The 23,402-nt window shown below is 69.9% G+C and carries 19 protein-coding genes; 8 read left to right on the top strand and 11 right to left on the bottom strand.

All coding sequences use genetic code 11. The features are described 5' to 3' along the window. Positions 1-37: 37 nt before the first annotated feature. The 3 genes from BLQ50_RS11775 to BLQ50_RS11765 form a co-directional block, all read right to left on the bottom strand. Positions 38-1,072 carry a prenyltransferase/squalene oxidase repeat-containing protein gene (locus BLQ50_RS11775; protein WP_093183923.1) on the bottom strand — a complete coding sequence of 345 codons (1,035 nt, stop codon included), beginning with the start codon at positions 1,070-1,072 and terminating at the stop codon, positions 38-40. Between the two features lie 176 nt (positions 1,073-1,248). Beyond that, the gene (locus tag BLQ50_RS11770) at positions 1,249-2,301 is read right to left on the bottom strand and encodes a GNAT family N-acetyltransferase (RefSeq protein ID WP_093183921.1); all 1,053 of its coding nucleotides are present in this window, start codon (positions 2,299-2,301) and stop codon (positions 1,249-1,251) included. Positions 2,302-2,401: 100 nt separating this feature from the next. After that, positions 2,402-4,531 carry a DNA gyrase/topoisomerase IV subunit B gene (locus BLQ50_RS11765; protein ID WP_093183920.1) on the bottom strand — a complete coding sequence of 710 codons (2,130 nt, stop codon included), beginning with the start codon at positions 4,529-4,531 and terminating at the stop codon, positions 2,402-2,404. Between the two features lie 108 nt (positions 4,532-4,639). On the opposite strand from BLQ50_RS11765, the gene BLQ50_RS11760 reads away from it, so the two are divergent. Further along, positions 4,640-4,894: a DUF7455 domain-containing protein gene (locus BLQ50_RS11760; protein ID WP_093183918.1), complete on the top strand. Its 255-nt coding sequence runs from the start codon at positions 4,640-4,642 to the stop codon at positions 4,892-4,894. A 241-nt stretch (positions 4,895-5,135) separates the two neighbouring features. On the opposite strand, the gene BLQ50_RS11755 is transcribed toward BLQ50_RS11760, so the two are convergent. From BLQ50_RS11755 to BLQ50_RS11745, 3 genes are all read right to left on the bottom strand, one after another. Then, on the bottom strand, positions 5,136-6,680 hold the full coding sequence (locus tag BLQ50_RS11755) for an RNA polymerase sigma factor (protein ID WP_093183917.1): 1,545 nt from the start codon (positions 6,678-6,680) through the stop codon (positions 5,136-5,138). A 253-nt stretch (positions 6,681-6,933) separates the two neighbouring features. Further along, a complete protein-coding gene (locus tag BLQ50_RS11750; RefSeq protein WP_093183915.1) occupies positions 6,934-7,347 on the bottom strand; it encodes a universal stress protein in 414 nt (137 codons plus the stop codon). 142 nt (positions 7,348-7,489) lie between these two features. Further along, the gene (locus BLQ50_RS11745; RefSeq protein WP_093183914.1) at positions 7,490-8,632 is read right to left on the bottom strand and encodes a DUF4192 domain-containing protein; all 1,143 of its coding nucleotides are present in this window, start codon (positions 8,630-8,632) and stop codon (positions 7,490-7,492) included. 136 nt (positions 8,633-8,768) lie between these two features. Here BLQ50_RS11745 and BLQ50_RS11740 point away from each other — a divergent pair, with 136 nt between their 5' ends. After that, complete coding sequence (locus BLQ50_RS11740; protein ID WP_093183912.1) at positions 8,769-9,878, top strand: polyprenyl synthetase family protein; 1,110 nt, start codon at positions 8,769-8,771, stop codon at positions 9,876-9,878. A gap of 74 nt (positions 9,879-9,952) precedes the next feature. Here BLQ50_RS11740 and BLQ50_RS11735 read toward each other — a convergent pair whose 3' ends face one another. Next, on the bottom strand, positions 9,953-10,417 hold the full coding sequence (locus BLQ50_RS11735; RefSeq protein ID WP_093183911.1) for an Rv2175c family DNA-binding protein: 465 nt from the start codon (positions 10,415-10,417) through the stop codon (positions 9,953-9,955). A 186-nt stretch (positions 10,418-10,603) separates the two neighbouring features. Here BLQ50_RS11735 and BLQ50_RS11730 point away from each other — a divergent pair, with 186 nt between their 5' ends. Both BLQ50_RS11730 and BLQ50_RS11725 read left to right on the top strand, forming a co-directional pair. Then, positions 10,604-11,608, top strand: coding sequence for a LysM peptidoglycan-binding domain-containing protein (locus tag BLQ50_RS11730; RefSeq protein ID WP_093183909.1), 1,005 nt, complete (start codon positions 10,604-10,606; stop codon positions 11,606-11,608). A 95-nt stretch (positions 11,609-11,703) separates the two neighbouring features. Further along, the gene (locus tag BLQ50_RS11725) at positions 11,704-13,956 is read left to right on the top strand and encodes a Stk1 family PASTA domain-containing Ser/Thr kinase (RefSeq protein WP_175559116.1); all 2,253 of its coding nucleotides are present in this window, start codon (positions 11,704-11,706) and stop codon (positions 13,954-13,956) included. A gap of 80 nt (positions 13,957-14,036) precedes the next feature. Here BLQ50_RS11725 and BLQ50_RS11720 read toward each other — a convergent pair whose 3' ends face one another. From BLQ50_RS11720 to BLQ50_RS11710, 3 genes are all read right to left on the bottom strand, one after another. After that, positions 14,037-15,389, bottom strand: coding sequence for a class II 3-deoxy-7-phosphoheptulonate synthase (locus BLQ50_RS11720; protein WP_093183908.1), 1,353 nt, complete (start codon positions 15,387-15,389; stop codon positions 14,037-14,039). Next, entirely contained in the window at positions 15,386-16,609 is a 1,224-nt protein-coding gene (locus BLQ50_RS11715; protein ID WP_093183906.1) for a pyrophosphate--fructose-6-phosphate 1-phosphotransferase, read from the bottom strand. The genes BLQ50_RS11720 and BLQ50_RS11715 overlap by 4 nt, the downstream gene beginning before the upstream one ends. Positions 16,610-16,693: 84 nt before the next feature. Next, positions 16,694-17,473 (bottom strand): lysophospholipid acyltransferase family protein, encoded by a 780-nt coding sequence (locus tag BLQ50_RS11710; protein WP_093184321.1) that lies wholly within the window; start codon positions 17,471-17,473, stop codon positions 16,694-16,696. A gap of 74 nt (positions 17,474-17,547) precedes the next feature. Here BLQ50_RS11710 and BLQ50_RS11705 point away from each other — a divergent pair, with 74 nt between their 5' ends. Beyond that, complete coding sequence (locus BLQ50_RS11705; protein WP_093183905.1) at positions 17,548-18,132, top strand: hypothetical protein; 585 nt, start codon at positions 17,548-17,550, stop codon at positions 18,130-18,132. Between the two features lie 28 nt (positions 18,133-18,160). On the opposite strand, the gene BLQ50_RS11700 is transcribed toward BLQ50_RS11705, so the two are convergent. Next, complete coding sequence (locus BLQ50_RS11700) at positions 18,161-19,105, bottom strand: ROK family glucokinase (protein ID WP_093183903.1); 945 nt, start codon at positions 19,103-19,105, stop codon at positions 18,161-18,163. Between the two features lie 139 nt (positions 19,106-19,244). Here BLQ50_RS11700 and BLQ50_RS11695 point away from each other — a divergent pair, with 139 nt between their 5' ends. The 3 genes from BLQ50_RS11695 to BLQ50_RS11685 are packed head-to-tail and all read left to right on the top strand — an operon-like array spanning position 19,245 to position 23,378. After that, positions 19,245-21,056, top strand: coding sequence for an AMP-dependent synthetase/ligase (locus BLQ50_RS11695; RefSeq protein ID WP_093183902.1), 1,812 nt, complete (start codon positions 19,245-19,247; stop codon positions 21,054-21,056). 43 nt (positions 21,057-21,099) lie between these two features. After that, the gene (locus tag BLQ50_RS11690) at positions 21,100-23,118 is read left to right on the top strand and encodes a DEDD exonuclease domain-containing protein (RefSeq protein WP_342672063.1); all 2,019 of its coding nucleotides are present in this window, start codon (positions 21,100-21,102) and stop codon (positions 23,116-23,118) included. After that, positions 23,097-23,378 carry an Lrp/AsnC family transcriptional regulator gene (locus BLQ50_RS11685; RefSeq protein WP_093183900.1) on the top strand — a complete coding sequence of 94 codons (282 nt, stop codon included), beginning with the start codon at positions 23,097-23,099 and terminating at the stop codon, positions 23,376-23,378. The genes BLQ50_RS11690 and BLQ50_RS11685 overlap by 22 nt, the downstream gene beginning before the upstream one ends. Positions 23,379-23,402: the final 24 nt, after the last annotated feature.

Below are 23,402 nucleotides of genomic sequence, written 5' to 3'. Positions count from 1 at the left end.
CCGCCATACTGCAGACCATGCCCGACCGGTCACGGGATCAGCCGATCAGGCCGCGCAGGCCCGTTCCCGCGAGCGCGAGGGTGGCCTGTGCGCTCACGCGCACGTTCGCGGTGCCGGCCAACGGGAAGGCACCCGTGTCTGCGCCGGTGGTAATGATCTGCGACTCGAGCCAGCTCAGGACCGGGGCGGTGTCCACGTCCGCGTCGGTCAGGGCCGCGGCCACGACCGACGTGCTGTTGATGTTGGCGTCCTCGCTGCCGGCGGCCGCCCAGGACTGTCCCGCGGCGTCGGTCGAGCGGGCCGTCTCGAGCCAGGCGAGCGAGTCGGCCACGGCCGGTGCACCGACGGGGACCCCGGCGCCGAGCAGTGCGGAGACCGCGAAGGCGGTCGCGTCGACGTCCGGCACGCAGTCCGCGGGGCTGACGTCGGAGAGCTGCTCCGGGAAACCCGCACCGGCGCACTGTTGGGCTGTGAGGTAGTCCACGGCGGCCTGAGGCGCTTCGGCGGTCGCGTTCAGCGCGAGCACGGCCCATGCCTGGGAGACGGTGATGGAGTAGTCGTCGGCACCGAGGTCGCTGAACCGGCCCGAGGGAGCCTGCAGCGCCACAAGCTCGGAGACCAGGTCACGGCCGCCGAGGTCGGAGGTGTCGATCCCGGAGGTCGCCAGGGTGGCCAGGAGCTTGGCAGTAGATCCCGCGTACTGGGCGGTCGCTCCGTCCCCGATGTACGCGGCCACCGCGTCGGGGGCGGCGAGCGCGGCCGCGAAGGTCTGAGCGGAGTCGACGTCGCCGACTGCCAGCAGAGCGAGAGTGACGTCGGCGGTGAGGCCGTAGTCGTCATAGGCCGTGCCGTCGAACTCGGTCTGCAGGATCGAGGCACCCGCGGCAGAGGTGACCAACCAGGCGGCGGCCGTCTCGGCCGCCGCCTGGCTCGGTGCGGCGTCCTCGGATGTGGCTGTCGCCGACGGGCTCGTCGGCGGCGTGGAGGCGGACGGCGAGTCCGTGCCTGAGCAACCGGCCAGAGCAAGGAACGTCGCGGCAACGGCTACGAGCGGAACAGATCGACGAGTCACAGAATCCTCTTCATCACAGTGCCGCTGCTCAGCCCTCTCCGGGCATGTGTGGTCCCGGGCGTGGGACGAGCAGCGGTCACGAACGCCCGGCCACGTTGTCGCCGGGATTACCAGGCGAAGTCTAGATCGGCTGCCCCCGGCGGGAGCGGTCGTCTCACGCCGATCTCACGCCGATCTCACGCCCGGGCGAGCGCTTCCTGGACCGCGGGACCGACCTGTTCCAGCTCGATCGAGTACATCCGCGAGCCCTGCACCTTCGTGAACCCCAGGGTCGAGTACAGGCCGAAGGCACCGGAGGGGTTGTCGGTGTCGACGTCGAGCTCGGCGTACTCGATGCCGTCCTCACGATAGGCGGTCATGACCGCGGCTAGCAGCGCGATCGCAATCTTGCGTCCCCGGTACTCACGCCGCACGCCGAGCATCTCGATGTACCCGCTCGAGTAACCGGCCACGGGCCAGTCCTGCTCGTACCGTCCCGAGAGCAGATACCCGGCGACAAAGAGCTCGCCGGTGATCGAGCGGCTGTCGTCGACGACGACGAAGCTCCACCCCGGGGCGAAGGTGCTGCGGCCCTGCACCCAGGACTCCGTGGTGGCCGGCTCACTGCCCCAGTGGTCGCGGAAGGCGTCGTTGTGCGCGAGCCGGGTCGCGTCGTCGACGTCCTCGCTCCACGCCACCAGCCGCAGACCGGGCTCAAGAATCGGCTCGTGGACGTCCACGCGAAGGTCGCGGCGCAGGGTCGAGTAGAAGCGCTGCGCCGTATATCCAGCCCCCTCGTAAAGACGCCAGTGGTCGGGCGCGGTGTCCTCGAGGTAGGCCGCGATGCGGCCGGGGCCCCGGTCCGAGCGGGCTACCAGCTTGATTCGCGCGCGGTCGGTCATCCACGCGACCAGGGCCGCACCGAGGCCGACCCCGCGGGCCTGGGGGTGCACGCCGCCGGCCACGAAGGCCCGGATGGTCCCCACGTCACCTGGACGGATCTCCACGGTCGCGTAGGCGCGCAGCTCCCCCGTCGCGTCGATGCCGGCGACCGTGTCGGCGTCCAGGTCCTTCCAGTCGCCCTCGAGCATCTCCGCAACCTCACCCGGGGAGGTCCGGTACGGCGGCGCGTCGAAGGTCTCGATCGCGCCGATCAGAGCGAAGAGCGCATCGGCGTCCTGGGGGGTCAGCGGCCGCCACGTCAGGCCGAGGTCACCGGGCAGCTCGGCCTGGGTCACGGAGTGGTTCATGGTCCAAGCCTAGAGACTGACGGCCCTCGGCGCCCGTGTTTTACCCGGTTGTTCCACGCGCGAAACCTACCGGCGACATCGCGCGTGGATCAGGCGCGGCTCAGGCGTCGATCCGGCCGCGGTCCAGGCCCTCCGCACCCGCGATGATGAAGTCCTTGCGGGGAGCCACGTCGGATCCCATCAACAGCTCGAAGACCCGCTCGGCCGCCACGGCGTGCTCCGCGGTCACCCGGCGCAGGGTGCGGAAGCGGGGGTCCATCGTCGTCTCGGCCAGCTGGTCGGCGTCCATCTCTCCCAGGCCCTTGTACCGCTGGATGTCGTCCTTGTACCGCTTGCCGCTGCGGTCGAGCTTCTTCAGCACGGTCGCGAGCTCGGCCTCGGAGTACGTGTAGATGTACTCGTTCTTGCGCGACCCCGCCCCGATCACCTCGACCCGGTGCAGCGGCGGAACCGCCGCGTAGATCCGTCCGGCGTCGACCATCGGGCGCATGTACCGGAAGAAGAGGGTGAGCAGGAGCGTGCGGATGTGCGCGCCGTCGACGTCGGCGTCGGTCATCAGCACGACCTTGCCGTACCGCGCGGCGGGCAGGTCGAAGGACCGGCCCGAGCCGGCCCCGAGCACCTGGATGATCGCGGCGCACTCGGCGTTGCGCAGCATGTCCGAGACCGAGGCCTTCTGGACGTTGAGGATCTTTCCGCGGATGGGCAGCAGCGCCTGGAAGTCGGAGCTGCGTGCCAGCTTCGCCGTGCCGAGCGCGCTGTCACCCTCGACGATGAACAGCTCGCTGCGCTCGACGTCGTCGCTGCGGCAGTCGGCCAGCTTGGTCGGCAGCGAGCTCGTCTCGAGGGCGTTCTTGCGCCGGGAGATCTCCTTCTGTTTGCGCGCGGACAGCCGCGCGCGCATCTCGGCGACGATCTTGTCCAGGAGGAGGGATGCCTGCGTCTTGTCGTCTCGCTTAGGCGAGGAGAACAACGCGTTGACCTCCTGCTCGACGACGCGCGCCACGATCGCTCGCACCGGCGCCGTGCCCAGCACCTCCTTGGTCTGCCCCTCGAACTGCGGCTCGGCCAGGCGCACGGTCAGGACGGCCGTGAGGCCAGCCATCACGTCGTCCTTCTCGATCCGCTCGGACGCGTCCTTGAGCGACACCTTGAGCCGACGGGCATTGGTCTCGACCGCCTTGCGCATGACCTTGAGCAGTCCGGCCTCGAATCCCGCGAGGTGAGCCCCGCCCTTGGGGGTGGAGATGATGTTGACGAAGGACCGCAGCTCGGTGTCGTAGCCGGTCCCCCAGCGCAGCGCGATGTCCACCTCGCAGTCGCGGGTGACCTCCTGGGAGACGAGGTGGCCTCGCTCGTCCAGGACCGGCACGGTCTCCTTGAAGGTGCTCGCTCCGGTCATGTGCCAGGTCGCGGTCACGGGTGCGTCGGGGGCGAGGAACTCGACGAAGTCGACCGTCCCGCCGTGGTGCACGAACGTCTCGGAGTGCGGGCCGTCCTCCCCCGGCGTGCCGGGGACCCCTCGCTCGTCGCGGACCGTGATGGTCAGCCCGGGCACGAGGAAGGTCGTCTGACGGACCCGGGTGACCAGCTCGTCGTAGGAGAAGACCGCGGTCTTGGGGAAGACCTGACGGTCGGCCCAGTAGCGCACGCGGGTTCCGGTCTGGCCGCGCTTGACCTTGCCGACGATCTGGAGCTCGGAGGTGTCTGTGAAGGGCGTGAAGGGCGAGTCGGGGCCGGGCTGACCTCCGGCGTCGTCGAAGAGCCCGGGCTCTCCGCGGCGGAAGGTCATCCGGTGCACCTTACTGGCACGGTCGACCTCGACGTCGAGGCGTGAGGACAGGGCATTGACGACGGAGGCACCCACGCCGTGCAGGCCGCCCGAGGCGGTGTAGGAGCCGCCGCCGAACTTTCCGCCGGCGTGCAGCTTGGTGTAGACGACCTCGACGCCCGTGAGCCCCGTCTTGGGCTCGACGTCCACCGGGATGCCACGACCGTCGTCGGTGACCGTCACAGAGGTGTCCGCGTGCAGCACGATACCGATCTTCGTGCAGTGCCCGGCCAGGGCCTCGTCGACGGAGTTGTCGATGATCTCCCACACGCAGTGCATGAGGCCACGGGAGTCCGTGGACCCGATGTACATGCCGGGACGCTTGCGCACCGCGTCGAGCCCCTCCAGGACGGAGAGGTGCCGGGCGGTGTAGCTGGATTCTGCCGATGCGGTCGTCACGACCCCGATCGTAATCGGTGTCACTGACAAGACCGTCACAACGCCCTACGGCGCGCTCGGCATCTTCACCCTGAATACGCGGGGAGCGAACCGGCACCGTTCGGTGGTATGGAAAGCGACCGGGGATGGTTACATATCCATGTGACTACTACAACGACTGAAGCCCTGACCGTGGCCGACCGCTGCGACCGCTGCGGCGCTCAGGCCTACGTACGAGTTCTGCTCCCAGCCGGTGAGCTCTTCTTCTGCGCACACCACGCGCGCGCGCACTCCGAGGCGTTCACGCCCGTGGCAACCCACGTGCAGGATGAGACCGACCGCCTCCTGGCCGAGCACGGTGCTGGCGCGGCGAACCGCGGCTGAAACCGGAGCAGACGCTCCCGACAACCAGAAGAGCCCGATCCCCCGTGGGGGTCGGGCTCTTTCTCGTCCCGCCCGCCCCGCGAGCTCGTGAACCAGACGTCGAACTCGTGAACCACCCGGGTTCCCATCCGAGAAACGGGCCTGAACAACGAGTTCGGCGGACGGCTCACGAGTTGGGTGCAGACGCGACGACCCGCGCAGGTAGGCCTCCGCGGGTCGTCGTGTCTCGGGCCAGATCCGATCAGTCCAGGTAGTCCCGCAGGACCTGGGACCGGCTGGGGTGGCGCAGCTTGGACATCGTCTTGGACTCGATCTGACGGATCCGCTCCCGCGTGACGCCGTACACCTTGCCGATCTCGTCGAGGGTCTTGGGCTGACCGTCGGTCAGGCCGAAGCGCATCGAGACGACGCCGGCCTCCCGCTCGGAGAGCGTGTCGAGCACCTGGTGCAGCTGCTCCTGGAGGAGGGTGAAGCTCACCGCATCCGCCGGGACGACCGCCTCGGAGTCCTCGATGAGGTCTCCGAACTCGCTGTCGCCGTCCTCGCCGAGCGGGGTGTGCAGGGAGATCGGCTCGCGACCGTACTTCTGGACCTCGACGACCTTTTCGGGGGTCATGTCGAGCTCCTTCGCCAGCTCTTCCGGCGTGGGCTCGCGGCCCAGGTCCTGGAGCATCTGACGCTGCACGCGGGCGAGCTTGTTGATGACCTCGACCATGTGGACGGGGATACGGATCGTTCTCGCCTGGTCGGCCATGGCGCGGGTGATGGCCTGACGGATCCACCAGGTGGCGTACGTGGAGAACTTGTAGCCCTTGGTGTAGTCGAACTTCTCGACCGCGCGGATCAGACCGAGGTTGCCCTCCTGGATGAGGTCCAGGAAGAGCATGCCGCGGCCGGTGTAACGCTTGGCCAGGGAGACCACGAGGCGAAGATTGGCCTCCAGCAGGTGGTTCTTGGCCCGGCGACCGTCGCCCGCGATCCACTCGAGCTCACGGCGCGCCTTGGCCTCGAACTTTGCGCCGGAGGCGAGCCGCTCGTCGGCGAAGAGACCGGCCTCGATCCGCTTGGCGAGGTCCACCTCCTGCTCGGCGTTGAGGAGCGCGACCTTACCGATCTGCTTGAGGTAGTCCTTGACCGGGTCCGCGGTGGCGCCCGCGGTGACGACCTGCTGAGCAGGCGCGTCGTCGTCGTCGGCGTCGGAGTAGACGTAGCCGCGCGACTCGTCGACCTCTTCGGTGGCCTTCTTTGCACCGGCGGCCTCGCCGTCGGTCTCTTCGGCCTCTTCGACCGACTCGGTCTCTTCGACGTCGTCCGACGCCTTGCGGCGGGTGCGCTTGACCGGGGCGGCCTTGGCGGCAGCCGGCTTGCGGGGGGCGCGCTTGGGAGCGGCCGCGGGGGCTGCTGCGTCGGCGTCCGACGTCGCGTCGGCGGCAACCGCGGCGGCGGCGGCCGTACCGGCGGGCGCGGCTGCCTGACGGGTGGTCACCGGTGCGGCCTTCTTCGCGGCTGTCTTGGGCTTGACGGCCCGAGCGGTCGTGCTCGTGGAGCGGGTCGTTGCGGCAGCGGCGACTGTCGTGGTCGGGAGGTCGACATCAACTCCGGCCGCCACAAGAGCGCGGAAGACGGTCTTGAGGCGCTTCGCGTCGGCGACCTCGGCCTTCTCGCAGGCGTCGCGGAAACTCTCCGCGTCGACACGACCGTGGGTTGCCCCACGACGGATGAGTTCTTGCAGTGCTGGGTGCTCGAATTCGCGGGGGAGCGCGAGATTCTCAGAGATGGGCGCCACAAACGACCTTTCGGCATCTCAGGGAGGCAGAGTTCGGCTGACTTCAGCGATGGTCGAGAGCGACACATCTCAGCTGCCGTAAACCACCATTATACTCGCCGCAGCGCTGATCCACGCCCGCAGAGGGCATCCACAGCACCGCAGCACCTGTGTTCGAGGGTGAGATTCGTCGCTGTCACCGGCCGCTCGATCGCACCCGAGCCGGCGTGTGCCGACCCATCGGTGTCAACGAGCCACGCAAGCGAAAGATTCCTTATCCGGCTGTTGCGGCGCGGTCCGGCTTGACCGCCAGGACCGGGCACGGGCTTCCCAGCAAGATCCGCTGCGCGTTCGAGCCGAGGATGAGCTTGCCCACGGGGCTGCGGCGTCGCAGCCCGATGACGATGACGTCTGCTGAGACCTCCTCGGCGACGGCGATGAGGTCCTCGGCCACGTCCCGGCGTTCGCCCAGGACGCGGATGTCGACCGTGACACCCTCCTGCTCGGCGGAGCGGGCCAGCACCTCCAGCTCGACGTCACGCTCCTCGACGGCGTCCGGCGCTGGGGTGGCGGCCTTCTCGGTCACCACGACGACGAGGTCCGTGCTCCTGCGTCGTGCCTCCTCGACCGCAGCGGCCAGTCCTTGACGTCCTTCAACCGTGGCGAGATAGCCCACAACAACAGTCATCAGTCCTCCGAGAATCAGCCGTGAACGTCCACGACGGACGCCTGCAGGTCTGAAACTACCCGAGAGCAGGGCCTGCGTCAGGTCGACCACGCCTTGGCCCGCCCGCACGTCAGCCCGACCGCTGATCCCGGCTAGCTCCGGGTCAGCTGTCCGGACGCCGGACCCACCCCGGTGCCATCCCGGACACGAGCGCCTGGCTCAGCAGCTCCGCCAGCCGGTATCGCGGGTCGCAGGCCTGCGCCCGTTCCAGGAGCGCCCCGGCCCGTGCCGCGCTCCCCCGCCACCAGGTCAGCAGGGCAAGCAGGGTGAGTGCGGGTGCCTGGCGGTCGCGACGCCCATGCGCGACGATGCCCTCCAGCGTCCGCTGGGCCGCGCTGGACAGGTCGTCCTCGGGCGGCACACCCACCCGCGGGTCGACGATCGCGGCCATCGCCCGCCCGACGGCGGCGTCGGTGCGCCGCCGCTCCTGGGCACCGACGCCGCCGGCACGACCCAGGTCGTCGGATCCCGCCAGGAGCCGCTCCGGCAGGTCACCGACCCCGGGGACGAGCGACAGCAGGATCGCGTCCCGGACCAGGACGTCGTCCAGGGCCGCCTCGAGCCTGCCCAGGCTCGCCGCGGCCAGGGTGCCGTCCAGGGCGGCGCGCCACGTCGCGAAGCCGTCCTGGCGCCACCTGTCGCGCGCGGCCGGGTCGCCGTCCCGGGCTTGGTGGCGCGACCGGTTCGCGGCCGCGTTGGCGCGGCGCCGGTCGAGGTCCGGGGCCCGTGGGATCCAGGCCAGCGCGTCGCGGGTCTCCATGACGACGGCCCCGGCCAGGACCATCTCCGCACCGACGATCGTGGACAGCAGGTCGGTGAGCGGGCGCCCACCGGGCGGGCAGCACCGGGGGTCGGAGCAGCCGAGGACGGAGTACCCGGTCTCCGAGACGACCCAGGCGTCGATCGACCCCAGAAACGTCTCGGCCGCGCCGAGGAAGTGACCGACCGCCCGCCAGGCGAGCGAGTCACCATCCCGGGCGAGCGGCACCGGGGCGTCCGTGTAGACGACCAGGACCACGTCGTGGCCACCGTCGGCGGCCACGTGAGAGACCATGCTCCGGGCAAGCTGGCGTCCGTCGTCGGGCTGGGCGAGGTCGGCAAGGTCCACCCGCATGACCAGGCCCACCCGGTGACGCGGCTCACGGAGGCTGACCGCGACGACGCTCTCGCGCGGCTGGAAGCCCAGCTGGAAGGGGATGAGAGCGAGGAGCTCTTGGGGTTCACGAACGCGCAGTGTCGGTGTCATGCCTCACAGTGCGTCGCCGCCGCGATGTGGCGCGGCCACCCGTCGTCGGCCTGTGCACAGCGCGCCCGCGCTCGACCCTGTGGGGAACATCTCCCGGCGATTCCTGAACGTATCAAAACCGATCTAGGCTCGACCCATGCCTGCCGCCCACGAGTCACTGGTCGACCGCGAAGACCTGCGCCACAAGATCGATGCCCGCCTCGCCCACGTCCTGGGCAACCAGAGCCGGATCCTGGCCGAGATCAGCGTCGACGCGGCTCCGCTGGTGGACGCCTGGGGCCGGATGCTGCGCGGAGGCAAGAGGCTGCGGGCGGCGTTCTGCTACTGGTCGTGGCGCTCTCACGGCGCCGCGGCGGACTCTCCCGAGCTCGCCAACATCATCGGGGTCGGTGCGGCCCTCGAGCTCTTCCAGGCTGCCGCGCTCTTCCACGACGATGTCATGGACAAGTCCGACACCCGACGGGGCGCGGCGACGGCGCACCGCAGCTTCGCCCAGCACCACCTCGACTCCGGCTGGCCCGGCGACGCGGAGCAGTTCGGGTTGTCGACCGCGATCCTGCTCGGCGACCTGAGCCTCATCTCGAGCGAGGACGAGTTCCTCGGGGCGGTCACCGCCCTTCCGGCCGAACGCTCGCAGCCGGCCCGGGAGATCTTCACCCGGATGCGCACCGAGGTCACCGTGGGCCAGTACCTCGACGTCCACGCCCAGATGCAGCCCTGGGACGGGGACTTCGTCGGCGACGAGCGTCGCGCCCGGGAGATCATCCGGTCCAAGACCGCGCGGTACAGCGTCGAGTGCCCGATCTTGCTCGGGGCGACCCTGGCCGGGGCCACCGACGCGCAGCTGAGCGCCTGCTCGGCCTTCGGCCTGCCCCTCGGGGAGGCGTTCCAGCTGCGCGACGACCTGCTGGGGGTCTTCGGCGATCCATCGACGACCGGCAAGCCCGCCGGCGACGACCTTCGCGAGGGCAAGCGCACCCTGCTGATGATCCGGACCATGCGCACGCTCGACCCCGCTGCGCGCGTCGAGGTGGCCTCAGCGCTCGGGCGTCCCGACCTCAGCGCGAGCGAGGTCGCCCAGGTCCAGGAGGTCGTCCGCGCCTCGGGCGCGGTCGAGGAGATCGAGGAGCTCATCACGAGCCTCAGCGCCCAGGCCTTCGAGGCGCTCGACGCTGCGCGACTGCCTCAGCCCGTATCCGACACGCTCGTGTCGCTGGCGCGCGCCGCGGTCGAGCGGCACGCCTGAGAACACCGCCAGACGACGACGCCCGCGCCTGCACAGGGCAGGCGCGGGCGCGGTCGTACTGCGGAAGGTTGGCCTCAGCCCAGGCCCTGCGCCGCCCGACGGACCGCGCTCTTACGCCCGGTCCGCAGGGCCTCCATGGGCGTCTGCCCGAGCGCACCCTCGACCGTGAAGAGCCATTCGATGATCTCGGGGTCGGAGTACCCGACGTCGCCCAGCTGGATGATCGTGCCCTTGAGCGCGGGCAGGATGATGATCTGCTCCGTCTCCCCCTCGGGCACCTGGACCGGCTTGCGGTCGGCAGGGTTGGACAGGTGCGCGGGGATGAGGAACTGCTCGGGGACCGAGAAGATGTTGCGCTCTCCGCGCTTCATGCCGACGATCCGGCGGTCGCTGAGCGCGCTGCGGATCGAGGTCACCTTGGTTCCGAGGCGCTCGGCGACGCCGGGGACGTTCACCCAGTCCCCCACGAGGGCGTCGATCCGAGCGGTCTGGAGGGCTTCAGCCGGGTCGGGCTGCGGCTGCTGTTCTGGATTGGTCACCGGACCAGCCTACGGCTCCTGGCCGCTGTCCATTGTTCACGCAGACAATTCTGACTTAAGGTCGTTGTGCAACACCAGTCACTTCAGCATCCACAGCAACTTCTGCAACACTGGTCACGTGAGCCGTCGGCATCTTCGGCTTGTTGTCCCAGATCGACGGAACCGCCAACAGATCGGATGCGCCCCATGCCCGCCTCCCGCAGCGCCGCCTCCACGACGACTCCCGCACCGTCCCGGACCCGCACCGCAGGCCGGTACGCCCTGCGCTACGGCACCACGGGCCTCGCCCTCGCCGCCGCCTCGATCGTGGCGGCCGCGTCGTCCTCGTCCGCCGACGAGTCCTACGACGTCGCCTCGGGCGACACCGTCTCGGGAATCGCGGCACAGACCGGCGCGTCCCCCGCCTCGATCCGCTCGGCCAACAACCTCGACGCCCAGTTCCGTATCCGCGCCGGCCAACGTCTTGTCATCCCGTCGGCGACGGGCTCTGCGGCGCCCGCCCCGACCTCCACGCCGGCCGCCTCCCACCGCGTCGTCGCCGGCGACACCGTCTCCGCGCTCGCGCTCCGCTACGGCACCACGGCCTCGTCCATCATCTCCTCGAACAACCTCGGCACCAACGCCCTCATCCGGATCGGGCAAACGCTGTCGATCGGGACCACCACGACGTCCAGCAGCGCCCCCAGCAAGGCGGCCCCGACCACCGAGCTCGTCGGCGACACCTTCGCCGGGCGCACCTACTCCCGCGACGTCGTCTCGGCCGCGAACCAGAACAAGGCAGCCCTGCTGGCCAGCTCGGTCCCGAGCAAGGACCAGATGCGCTCCATGGTCGCCGCGACGGCGATCGTCCACGGCGTCGACCCCAGCCTCGCCCTCGCCATCGCCACCCAGGAGTCCGGTTTTGACCAGCGTGCGGTGTCCCCCGCCAACGCGATCGGCACCATGCAGGTCATCCCGACCTCGGGAGACTGGGCCTCCGATCTCGTCGGCTACGACCTCAACCTGCTCGACGCCCAGCACAACGTCACCGCCGGCGTCGCGATCCTCGCGCGCCTCGTGGAGACCAGCCCGTCGCTCGACGACGCGATCGCGGGCTACTACCAAGGGCAGACCTCGGTCCGCAAGTACGGGATGTTCGACGACACCCGGCGTTATGTCGCGAATGTTCGCACCCTGGCCGCTCAACAATGACGACGGGGCTCTCGATGACCCCGCAGGTGTGGAGAGGCTGCGTCGAGATCGCGCGCATCCCCGATTCCGCCCACCTCGCCCACTAGAATCGTCGCGTGGCAACCACTCTGACTGATTCACTCGTCGGCCAACTGGTCGACGGGCGCTACATGGTGGTCTCCCGCATCGCTCGCGGTGGGATGGCCACGGTCTATCTCGCGACCGACCGGCGCCTCGACCGCGAGGTCGCGCTCAAGGTCATGCACCCCCACCTCGCCGACGGCGCCTCCGGGGCGGACTTCGTCTCCCGGTTCCGCCGCGAGGCCAGGGCGGCCGCACGGCTGACCCACCCTGGCCTCGTCGCGGTCTACGACCAGGGCGTGGACGGCGACACGAGCTACCTGACGATGGAGTACGTCGACGGGACCAACCTGCGCCGACGGATGCAGGACGAGGGCACGCTGACCGTCCGCGAATGCCTGAGCGTGGTCGACGACGTGCTCGACGCGCTGGCTGCCGCGCACCGCCAGAACCTCGTGCACCGGGACATCAAGCCCGAGAACATCCTGCTGGCCGCCGACGGTCGGGTGAAGGTCGCCGACTTCGGCCTCGCGCGCGCGGTCACCGAGGTCACCTCCACCACGACCGGGACGATCCTGGGCACCGTCGCCTACCTCGGTCCCGAGCTCATCGCCAGGGGCCTCTGCGACACCCGCACGGACATCTACGCCGTGGGAGTCATGGCCTACGAGATGCTCACCGGGGCTCAGCCCTTCGTGGGCGCCACCCCCATCCAGGTGGCCTTCATGCACGTCAACAACGACATCCCGGCCCCGTCGGAAGTCGCCTCCTGGCTGCCGATCGAGGTAGACGAGCTCGTCTGCGCCTTCGCGGCCCGCGAACCCGACGACCGGCCCACCGACGCGCCCACGGCCCTCTCCTACCTGCGCCGCCTCCGGGATGCGCTCCCCGACGAGATGCTCGACCGACGTGTCGACCGCCCCCTGCCCGCGCCCGTCGATCCTGCGGACTCCGAGGCCGCCACAGACGACGACGGGTCGGCCCGCACTGCCCTCCTGGTGACTGGCACCGTCATCGCAGACCCCACACCGTCCGCCACAGACACAGACACCGAGCCGGATCTCGATGCATCCGACGACGATCCCTACGACGACGGACCTGCGCCGTCCCGGCTCGTCGCGGTCGTCACGGCCCCGCGACCGGACCCTGGCGTCACCGCGCTCTTGGACGCCACAGACGAGTCCTCCACCGCGGGCACCTCGGCAGCCGCACCGGCCACCCACTCCGACTCCGCGTCCGAGCACCTCACCCAGGCACTGAGCATCGGGTCCTCCGGATCGACGATCGCACTCTCCCTCGGTTCGGCGCGCGCCCTCATGCCCGGGACGGCCGAAGCCGCCGAGGCCGCTGCCGGGGCCGAGGAAGCCCGACGCGTCGCAGCCGTCGGCCCTCGCCGACGCCGCCGCCTGGTTGTGTGGATCATCTCGGTCGCGCTCCTGCTCGGAGCGCTCGGCGGGGGTGCCTTCTGGTGGTTCGCCGCCGGCCCCGGGGCCTTCACGATCGTCCCGGCCGGCCTCGTCGAGGTCCCTGTGTCCGAGGCGACCGCCGCGCTCGAGCTCGCCGAACTCTCCGCGGACCCGGTCGACGCGTTCAGTGACGATGTGCCCGCCGGCACCGTCATCTCCGCCGCGCCCGGTGAGGGCGAGAAGATCCGCAAGGACGGCACCGTCGCGCTCACCGTCTCTCAGGGGATCGAGCATTTCACCGTCCCCACCGGGCTGACCGGGATTTCCCTCACCGACTCCGAGGCTGCGCTCAAGAAGAACGGCTTCACCCAGGTCTCGACCACGTCGGACTGGAACACCACCATCCCGGCGGACACGGTCATGAGCGTGTCGGTCACCGAGGGCGCCTCCCTGCCCCACAACGCCCCGATCGTCCTCGCAGTCTCCAAGGGTCCGGAGCCGGTGACCGTCCCGCAGGTCTCCCTGCTCAGCCTCGAGGACGCCGGCGCACGGCTGGAGCCCCTCGACCTCACCGCGACGACGAGCGAGGAGTACAGCGAGTCCGTGCCCGAGGGCCGGGTGATCTCCCAGAGCGTGGAGTCCGGTTCCCAGGCCCACCGCGGCGATCAGATCGCCCTGGTGATCTCGCTCGGCAAACCGCTCGTGGCGGTTCCCGACGTTCTGCTCAAGCCGGTCGCCGAGGCACAGCAGATCCTCGAGGACGCCGGCTTCGAGGTCAAGGTCAAGTACTACATGGGCTTCTTCGGCAACGAGGTGCGCAGTCAGAGCGAAGCACCCGGCACCCAGCTGCGCATGGGATCGAAGATCACCCTCGAGCTGTAGCTCGGCCACCGACGCCGCGAGCCCCGGTCCACCTGAGGTGGGCCGGGGCTCGCGGCGTGTGCTGCGTCGTCGGGCAGGGACTACCTGCCCTGGAGCATCTCGGCGACCTGGAAGGCCATCTCGAGGGACTGCTGGTGGTTCAGGCGCGGGTCGACCAGGGTCTCATAGCGCAGCGCAAGACCGGCGTCGTCGATCTCCTCGCTGCCCCCGAGCACCTCGGTGACGTCGTCACCGGTGAGCTCGACGTGCAGCCCGCCGGGGACCGAACCCACCGCGCGGTGCACCTCGAAGAAGCCCCGGACCTCGTCGAGCACGTCCTCGAGGCGGCGCGTCTTGTATCCGGAGTCCGACGTGATCGTGTTCCCGTGCATCGGGTCGGTGACCCACGTGACGGGGCCACCCACGGCGGTCACCTTCTCGACCAGCGGGGGCAGCGCCTCGCGGATCTTGCCGGCGCCCATCCGGGTGATGAACGTCAGGCGACCCGGGATGCCCTCGGGGTTGAGCTTGTCCTGGAGCGCGAGCGCGTCGTCGGCCGTCGTCGTCGGGCCGAGCTTGACGCCGATCGGGTTGGAGATCCGGGACAGGAAGTCCACGTGCGCGCCGTCGATCTTGCGGGTCCGTTCCCCGATCCACAGGAAGTGGCCCGAGGAGTCGTAGGGCAGGCCGGACTGCGAGGAGACGCGGGTCAGCGCCCGCTCGTAGTCGAGCAGCAGCGCCTCGTGGCTCACGTAGAACTCCACCGTGCGCAGCGCCTCGAAGTCCGCGCCGCACGCCGCCATGAACCGGATGGCCCGGTCGATCTCAGTCGCCGTGCGCTCGTACCGGGCGTAGGCGGGGTTCGTCATGAACCCGCGGTTCCACTCGTGCACCTGGCGCAGGTCCGCAAACCCGCCCGTGGTCAGCGCCCGGACGACGTTGAGGGTCGCCGCGGAGATGTTGTATCCCTGCAGCAGCCGCTCGGGGTCCGGGATCCGTTCCTCGGGCGTAAAGGCGTGCCCGTTGACCATGTCACCGCGGTAGGCGGGCAGCGTCACGGCCTGGCGCGTCTCGTCGTTGGAGCTGCGCGGCTTCGCGTACTGCCCAGCCATCCGGCCCATCTTGACGATGGGCATGCTCGCGCCGTGGGTAAGCACCACGGCCATCTGCAGGATCGTGCGGACCTTGTTGCGCACCCGGTCCGCGTTGGCCTCGGCGAAGGTCTCCGCGCAGTCCCCGCCCTGGAGCAGGAACGCCTCGCCCCGACCGGCAGCCGCAAGACGCTCGGTGAGCGTCTCGAGCTGGGTCGGGACGACGAGCGGGGGCACGGAGCCCAGGGTGTCGCTGACCCTCTTCAGGTGCCCGGCATCCGGCCAGACGGGCTGCTGGCCGGCCACGAGCGTCCGGAAGTGGTCGAGCCCCGCCGCGATCTCGGGATCGACGGCGACGCTCATGAGTGCGGGGGCGCCGGAACCAGCTGCTGGCCGATCTCACCCAGGAGCTCACCGAACCACGGCACGGTCACGTCAAAGGCCTTGCCGCCGGCGATCCGCGGGAACGCGATCGCCTTGAGACGGTCGCCGTCCTCCTCGTCGTGCCCGACGACGCCGGACTCTCCACGGAAGGCGGACTCGACCGCGAAGTCGGTCATCGACTTGATCAGGCGCAGGTCCTCGGGGTTGGCCGCAGCCGCACGCGAGTAGTAGCCGGACTTCTGGACCATGGTCTTTTCGGCGCCGAGCAGCTCGGCGAACTGCTTGGCGAACCAGGCACCGGGGTTGATCGTGTCGAGCTTGACGTGACCGAAGGGGTCGCGTCCGACGGTCTCGCCGGCTGCCTCGAGCTGGGCCACGATCTCGTTCATGCCCGCACCCTCGGAGAGGAAGATGTTGACGTTGCCGACCTCGTCCATAACGGTCCGCAGGCGCTTGGCCTCGGCCTCGATGTCGAGGGCAAGCTCGGGGACGAACACCGCGTGGATGTCCCACCGCTCCTTGGTCAGGCCGATCCCGGGGACCCACTCCTGGGCGTCCAGCCACGTGCGGTACGACGCGGCGGAGGCGGCGGTCAGCCACCCGCAGTGACGGCCCATGACCTCGTGCACGATGAGCATGCGCGGTCCGGAGCGGTGCTCGCCGATGATGTTCTTGGCGAAGTCCGCTGCCTCCTCGGCCGCGGTCCACGCGCCGAGGGACTGCTTGATCGGGATGACGTCGTTGTCGATCGTCTTGGGCAGCCCCACGACCGTGAGGTGGTACCCGTGCTCCTCGAGGTACGCGGCGAGGTCGGCCGCGGTCGTGTTCGTGTCGTCGCCACCGATCGTGTGCAGCACGTCGACGCCGTCGGCCTTGAGTCGCTCAGCCGCCACGGTGAGCGGGTTCTCGCCCTCCTTGACCAGGCCGCGCTTGACGCAGTCCGCGGCGTTGGTCAGCTTGACGCGGCTGTTGCCGATCGGGGAACCACCGAAGCGGTGCAGGATCCCGGCGTTCTTACGGACCTCGTCGTCGATCACGATCTTGTTGCCGGTCAGCAGGCCGTGGTAGCCGTGCTGGTAGGCGATGATCTCGATCTCGGGTGCGAGCTCGGTGTAGCGCTCGATGAGACCGCCGACAGCGGAGGAGAGACACGGGGCGAAGCCACCTGCCGTGAGGAGCGCGACGCGACGGACCGTCATTGAGACAACCTCTCATTGAGCCCACGCCGGGCATGCCTGGGGCACGCAGTCGGTGGGCGCTGAATCGTTCGTGGGAATCAGATCTCAGTCTACTGACGGATCTGGGGTCTCCTGGGGCGGTTCCGGCACCTGGACGTCGGGGGCCGGGCGGCCTCCGGGTGCGCTCGGCGGCGGAGCACCCGTCTCGGACGCCTTGACGCCCGCGGCGAGGCGGGCCTTCTGGGTCGCGGCGTAGATGTCGACGTACTCCTGGCCGGACAGGCTCATGAGCGAGTACATGATCTCGTCCGTGACCGAGCGCAGGATGAACCGGTCGTTCTCCATGCCCTGGTAGCGGCTGAAGTCGAGCGGCTCGCCGATGACGATGCCGATGCGCATGGGCTTGGGCAGTCGCTTGCCGATCGGCTGGGCCTTGTCGGTGCCGATCATCGCGACGGGGATGACCGGGGCGCCGGACTCGAGCGCCAGGCGCGCGACGCCGGTCTTGCCGCGGTACAGGCGACCGTCGGGGCTGCGGGTGCCCTCGGGGTAGATACCGAAGAGGCCGCCGTCGTTGAGACGGTTGAGGCCAGTGCGCAGCGCGCCCTCACTGGCCTTGCCGCCAGAACGGTCGACCGGGATCGTGCCGACGCCGCGCATAAAGCCCGCGGTGAGACGGCCCTTGAGGCCCGTCCCGGTGAAGTACTCGGACTTCCCGATGAACACGATCTCGCGGTTCATCACGAGCGGCAGGACGAAGGAGTCGATCACGGCGAGGTGGTTGCTCGCCATGATGGCGGGGCCGTCCCCGGGGATGTTCTCGAGCCCGCGGACCCACGGACGGAACATGAGTCGAAGCAGCGGTCCAACCAGGACACGCTTCATCAGCCAGTAGAACAACCCGCCTCCTCATGCGCCTCGCATTCGCGGGACTCTCATCCGACTCTAGAGTGATCACCATGCCAGGAACCACCGATGACCCAGACAGCCGTGCCGGCGACTCAGCCGAGCCGGTCGAGCCCGTCGAGCTCGTCCATCCCGCCGATGACATCCCCGCTGAGCCAACAGACCCACCGGACCTGTCCGACCCGGTCCAGACGGAAGCCGCCTGGCAGCAGATCGTCGCGGAACTCTCCGATCTTTCCACGAATCCAGACACGGAACGAACGTCGCCGACCCCGGCGACCACTCCGACCTTCGATTTTCCGGTGGCACCCTGGGTCCACGAGCCCGCGCCAGTGACCTCTGACCCACGTGCCTGGCGGCGCAGCCCGGAGGCGGAGGCGCTCGAGGACGCCGACGACACCTTCGTCCCGCCCGACCCCGGACCCATGCTCAGCACGGACCGGATGCGCAACCTCGGCTGGTTTGCCGTGGTCGTGGCCCCCCTGGCGGCGATCGTCGCTGCGATCTTCCCGGCGATCGTCCCGTCCGAGGTCTATCTGGCGCTCTCGGCGGGCTTCCTCGCGGGCGTGGGGGTGCTGGTCTGGCGGCTGCCCAGCGGGCCCGACGACGGCCCCGGATCCGGAGGGGCCGTCGTCTGACCGGCTGCTAGGTGCGCTCTGGAACGGGCTAGATCCGGGCCAGGTCGGCCGCGCCGACGATCCCGGCCTCGTTGCCCAGTGCGGCCAGCTCGATCCGCGCCTCGGGGCGGTGCCCACGAGCGGGCAGGGCCGAGCCGTAGGCCTCACGGGCAGGCTTGAGCAACAGGTCACCCGCTGCACCCACGCCGCCGCCGATGACGATGAGCTCAGGGTCGAGCAGGGCGGCGACCGAGGCGGCTCCCTCCCCGATCCACCGGCCGAGGTCGGCGAGCAGCTCGATCGAGAGCGGGTCGCCGGACTGGGCCGCACGCGTGACGAGCGGGCCGGTGATCGCCTCGACCTGCCCCTCGGCGAGGTCGAGGATCGCGATAGCCTCGCGCGGGCGGGCGATCGCTGCGGCCTTGGCGTCGCGCACGAGCGCGGAACCGGAGGCGTACTGCTCCCAGCAGCCCTCGTGGCCGCAGCCGCAGTAGTGCCCGCTGGGGACCACGCGCATGTGACCCACCTCGGCAGCTACGCCCCAGCGCCCGCGCACAAGCTTGTTGTCCACGATGATGGCGCCGCCCAGGCCGGTACCGACCGTGAGCATGAGCATGTCGCTGGCCTGCTGCCCGACGCCGAAGCGGAACTCTGCCCATCCGGCGGCGTTGGCGTCGTTCTCCACGACGATCGGCACGTCTGTGCCGATGAGCGCGGCCACGCGGTCAGCGATCGGGTAGTCGCGCCAGGCGATGTTCGGGGCGAAGAGCACCGACGTCCGGTCCGGGCTGACGAAGCCGGCGGCGGCGAGGCCGATCGCACCGACCTCATAGTCCTTGGACAGCTCACGGTAGACGTCGGAGATGGCTTGGTCGATGCTCGACGCGTCGTCGGGCTCCGTGCTGACCCGCGTCTGGGCAAGGATGTTTCCTTGCTCGTCGACCACTCCGGCCGCGATCTTGGTCCCGCCGATGTCGACCCCGATGGCGTACATGAATCCGTTTCCTGCCTCACCTCGTAGTGTGCACATACTCGTGCGACTCGCCTGAAGCCTACTCACCTCCGGTGTGCGCCCGCGCACTCGATCACTGGGTATGGTCTACCCACTATCGACCACTGTCACTGGAGCCAGAATGGACGAGTTCCGCACAGCCGCCCTGATCACCGTCGATCCGAGCAAGAATCTCAATGATCTGCTTGCAGCACGGGTCGCGACGTCGGGCAACAAACCTCTCATGGAGCGCAAGGACCCGTCCGGGACCTGGGTCCCGGTCACCGCGAGCGAGTTCGATGCTCAGGTCGTCGCCGTCGCCAAGGGATTCGTGGCGCAGGGCATCAACCCCGGCGACTCCGTGGGCATCATGTCCCGGACCCGGTACGAGTGGTCGCTGCTGGACTGGGCGATCTGGGCCGCCGGGGCCGTGACGGTCCCTCTCTACGAGACCTCGAGCGCCGAGCAGGTCGAATGGATCCTCACCGACTCCTCGGTCCGGCTCCTCGTGGTGGAGACCCCCGAGCACGCCGAGACGGTCGCCGAGGTGCGCGCCGCGGCTCCCACCCTGGACACCCTCCACGTCATCGACGAGGGCGGGATGGACGCCCTCGTCCTGGCCGGGGCCGAGGTGCCCGACGACGAGATCGCCCGGCGCCGCTCCCTGGCCGTCCTCGCCGACGTCGCCACGGTCATCTATACGTCGGGCACCACGGGGCGCCCCAAGGGCGCCGAGCTGACGCACGAGAACTTCTACTCCTTGACCGTCAACGCGAGCGAGCGTCTCGCCGACGTCCTCAACTACGGCCGACGCCGCACGCTGCTGTTCATGCCGCTCGCCCATGTCTTCGCGCGCTTCATCCACGTCCTCGTGGTCCCGGCCGGCTCGGTCATGGGGCACACACCGGACACCAAGACGCTGATGGACGACCTGAGCACGTTCCACCCGACGTACATCCTGTCGGTCCCGCGGGTCTTCGAGAAGGTCTACAACTCCTCCGAGCAGAAGGCCGCCCTCGCTGGGAAGGCGAAGTTCTTCCACTGGGCAGCCGCGACGGCCATCACCTACTCGCGGGCCCTGGACGCCCCCGGCGGTCCAGGAATCGGGCTGCGCCTGCGGCACAAGGTCGCCGATGCGCTCGTCCTGAAGAAGATCCGGGCCGCGCTCGGCGGCGAGGCGCGCTACGCCGTCTCCGGTGGCGCGGCACTTGGGGAACGTCTTGGGCACTTCTACCGTGGGGTGGGCCTGGTAGTCCTGGAGGGCTACGGCCTGACCGAGACGACCGCTCCGACGAGCGTCAACCTCCCCGAGACCGGGACGATCGGCACGGTCGGCCCCCCGCTCCCTGGCCACGCCTTCAAGCTCGACGACGACGGCGAGATCCTCATCCAGGGGCCGCACGTCTTCCGCGGATACCGGAACAACCCGAAGGCGACCGAGGACGCCTTCCTCGACGGCTGGTTCCGCTCGGGGGACCTCGGCACGATCGACGACGACGGCTACCTGCGGATCACGGGGCGCAAGAAGGAGATCATCGTCACCGCTGGCGGCAAGAACGTGGCCCCGGCGGTCCTCGAGGACCGGCTGCGTGCGCACCCGCTGATCAGCCAGGTGGTGGTGGTCGGTGACAACCAGCCGTTCATCGGGGCGCTGATCACCCTCGACCCCGAGGGGCTGCCCGGCTGGCTGGCCACGCACGGCAAGGAGACGATGACCGTCTGGCAGGCTGCGCTCGACCCGGACGTGCTTGCCTCCTTGGACGCCGCTGTGCAGCGGACCAACCGCGCGGTGTCCCGGGCGGAGTCGATCCGCAAGTTCTCCGTGCTGGACACCGACTTCACGATCGCGAACGACTACCTGACCCCCTCGCTCAAGGTCAAGCGTGCGCTCGTGATCAAGGACTTTGCCTCGGAGATCGACGCGATCTACGCGAGCGTCAACCACGGCGACTGACCGCTGGGCCGACGGTGTCAGTGACGCGGCATATCCTCGCTGCATGATGCATCCTCGGTCGTGGACCCATGAGCCGCGACCCGCCCCCGGAGCCCGGGAGGCGGGTCGCCGGCTCTCCGTCGTCTCAAGTCCAGTCGTCTTGGTCTCCGGCGACCTCCCGTTCCCGGCCGGGCGCCCGGTCCAGCTCGCCCTCGATGAGCTGGGCACTCCCCTGCACGAGGTCACCTTCGTCGTGGTCGACCTCGAGACGACGGGCGGCTCGCCCAAGGACAGCGCCATCACCGAGATCGGCGCGGTCAAGGTGCGCGGCGGGGAGGTGATCGGGGAGTTCCAGACCCTGGTCAACCCCGGCATGCCGATTCCCGCCTTCATCTCCCGGCTCACCGGGATCACGACCGCCATGGTCGCCTCCGCGCCACGGATCGAGGCGGTGCTGCCCTCCTTCCTCGACTTCGCCCGGTCCTGCGTGCTCGTCGCCCACAACGCGCCCTTCGACATCTCCTTCCTGCGCGCGGCGACCGTCGCGATGGACCTGACATGGCCGGGCAACCAGGTGCTGGACACCGTCCCGCTCGCCCGCCGGCTCGTCACCCGGGACGAGGCCCCCAACCACAAGCTCGGGACACTGGCCGCGCTGTTCCGGGCCACGATCACCCCCGACCACCGGGCTCTGTCCGACGCCCGGGCGACGGTCGACGTCATGCATGCCCTCTTCGAGCGGCTGGCCCCGCTCGGGGTCACCACCCTCGAAGATCTCGCCGGTGCGTCCGACCCCGTCCCGCCCGACATCCGCCGTCGCCGTCACCTCGCCGACGGCCTCCCCGACGGTCCCGGGGTGTACATGTTCATCGGCCCCGGCGACGAGGTGCTCTACGTCGGGACGTCGACCCACGTGCGCAAGCGGGTCCGCAGCTATTTCACGGCGGCTGAGAAGCGGCGACGGATGACCGAGATGATTCGCTTGGCATCCTCGGTCCGGGCCATCCCCTGCGCGACCGAGCTGGAGTCACGGGTGCGCGAGCTGCGGATGATCACCGAGCACGCACCGCGGTACAACCAGCGGTCCAAGCACCCCGAGCGGATGCACTGGGTGCGCCTCACCGCGGAGGCCCATCCGCGGCTGACCGTCGTGCGGGAACCCCCGACCGCGGGCACGGGCGTGGCGGCGGCGCAGGAGCCCCGCTGGGCCACCGAGCCGCACATCGGCCCCTTCACCTCCCGGTCGCGCGCCGTGGCCGCCGTCGAGGCCCTGCAGGCCGCTCACCAGGTGCGGCAGTGCGGAGGCCGGCTGCCGGTCGTGCCGCTGGCGACGGCGACCGCGTGCGCGCTGGCCGAGATGGGGCGCTGCAGCGCGCCGTGCGTGCCCACAGACCACGGCCCCGTCAGCTATCCCGACGTGATCGATGCCCTGCGCGCGACGATGGCCGGCGACGCCGGACCGGTCGTGGATGCCCTCTCCCGGCGGATCGCCACCCTGGTCCGCGACGAACGTTTCGAGGACGCCGCCGCCGACCGGGACCGGCTCGAGGCCTACCTCTCGGGCGCGGCCCGGGCGCAGCGGCTCGCGCCGCTGAGCACCTGCCGCCAGCTCGTGGCGGCGCGTCCGGCCACCGGCGGTGGGTGGGAGATCGTCGTGGTGCGCCACGGCCGACTCGCAGCGACGGCGCTCTGCGCGCGCACCGGCGACCCGCTCGCGACCGTCGCCTCCGCGGTGGCCTCGGCGGAGCACGTTCCACCCCCGACGTGGCCGGCTCCCGCGTGCCACCCGGAGGAGAGCGACCTGATCATCGAGTGGCTGGCCGGCGCCGGCGTCCGCCTCGTCGACGTGAGCGACCCGCAGTCCTGTCCGGTGCGCGGGACCGAGCGGCACGTCGTCAACACCTCGACCGCCGAGGTCGTCTCCCGGTCGGCACCCGGCCTTGCTCACGACCTTGCTCCTCGCCCTGCTCACGCCCCCGATCCGGAGCCGTCATACTGGGGACAGCCCACCGGCCGCGCGGGCGAAACGAGCAGGCTCGACCCCCGCCAGAGGAGCACACCATGCCTACCGCCATCGTCATGATCGACACTGACCAGGCACTCATCCCGGAGGCCGCGACGGCCATCGCCGAGGTTCCCGGCGTGTCGGCGGTGTATTCGGTGACCGGTGAGGTCGACCTCATCGCCATGGTGCACGTCACCGACCACAACGAGTTCGCGGACATCATCGCGGACAAGATCAGCAAGGTCCCCGGCGTCCAACGCACCCGGACCTACCTGGCCTTCCGGGAGTTCTCCAGCAAGGACCTCGACGCGGCCTTCGCCCTCGGCCTCGAAGACTGAAAAAAGGCTGTCCGGCTCTCGCCG

Origin of the sequence: Sanguibacter gelidistatuariae, from assembly GCF_900096585.1 — a bacterium.
In the GTDB taxonomy this organism is placed as follows: Bacteria; Actinomycetota; Actinomycetes; order Actinomycetales; family Cellulomonadaceae; genus Sanguibacter; species Sanguibacter gelidistatuariae.
Note: the sequence above shows the minus strand (reverse complement) of the source record. Positions and strands in the feature narration are given on the sequence as shown.

Excerpts from the sequence above, each read along its gene's own strand:
- BLQ50_RS11750 (WP_093183915.1), bottom strand. The coding sequence starts at position 7,347 with ATGACTGTTGTTGTGGGCTATCTCGCCACGGTTGAAGGACGTCAAGGA.
- BLQ50_RS11730 (WP_093183909.1), top strand. The coding sequence starts at position 10,604 with ATGCCCGCCTCCCGCAGCGCCGCCTCCACGACGACTCCCGCACCGTCC.
- BLQ50_RS11715 (WP_093183906.1), bottom strand. The coding sequence starts at position 16,609 with ATGACGGTCCGTCGCGTCGCGCTCCTCACGGCAGGTGGCTTCGCCCCG.
- BLQ50_RS11695 (WP_093183902.1), top strand. The coding sequence starts at position 19,245 with ATGGACGAGTTCCGCACAGCCGCCCTGATCACCGTCGATCCGAGCAAG.
- BLQ50_RS11760 (WP_093183918.1), top strand. The coding sequence starts at position 4,640 with ATGGAAAGCGACCGGGGATGGTTACATATCCATGTGACTACTACAACG.
- BLQ50_RS11690 (WP_342672063.1), top strand. The coding sequence starts at position 21,100 with ATGATGCATCCTCGGTCGTGGACCCATGAGCCGCGACCCGCCCCCGGA.
- BLQ50_RS11720 (WP_093183908.1), bottom strand. The coding sequence starts at position 15,389 with ATGAGCGTCGCCGTCGATCCCGAGATCGCGGCGGGGCTCGACCACTTC.
- BLQ50_RS11745 (WP_093183914.1), bottom strand. The coding sequence starts at position 8,632 with ATGACACCGACACTGCGCGTTCGTGAACCCCAAGAGCTCCTCGCTCTC.
- BLQ50_RS11740 (WP_093183912.1), top strand. The coding sequence starts at position 8,769 with ATGCCTGCCGCCCACGAGTCACTGGTCGACCGCGAAGACCTGCGCCAC.
- BLQ50_RS11710 (WP_093184321.1), bottom strand. The coding sequence starts at position 17,473 with ATGAAGCGTGTCCTGGTTGGACCGCTGCTTCGACTCATGTTCCGTCCG.
- BLQ50_RS11685 (WP_093183900.1), top strand. The coding sequence starts at position 23,097 with ATGCCTACCGCCATCGTCATGATCGACACTGACCAGGCACTCATCCCG.
- BLQ50_RS11700 (WP_093183903.1), bottom strand. The coding sequence starts at position 19,105 with ATGTACGCCATCGGGGTCGACATCGGCGGGACCAAGATCGCGGCCGGA.
- BLQ50_RS11770 (WP_093183921.1), bottom strand. The coding sequence starts at position 2,301 with ATGAACCACTCCGTGACCCAGGCCGAGCTGCCCGGTGACCTCGGCCTG.
- BLQ50_RS11705 (WP_093183905.1), top strand. The coding sequence starts at position 17,548 with ATGCCAGGAACCACCGATGACCCAGACAGCCGTGCCGGCGACTCAGCC.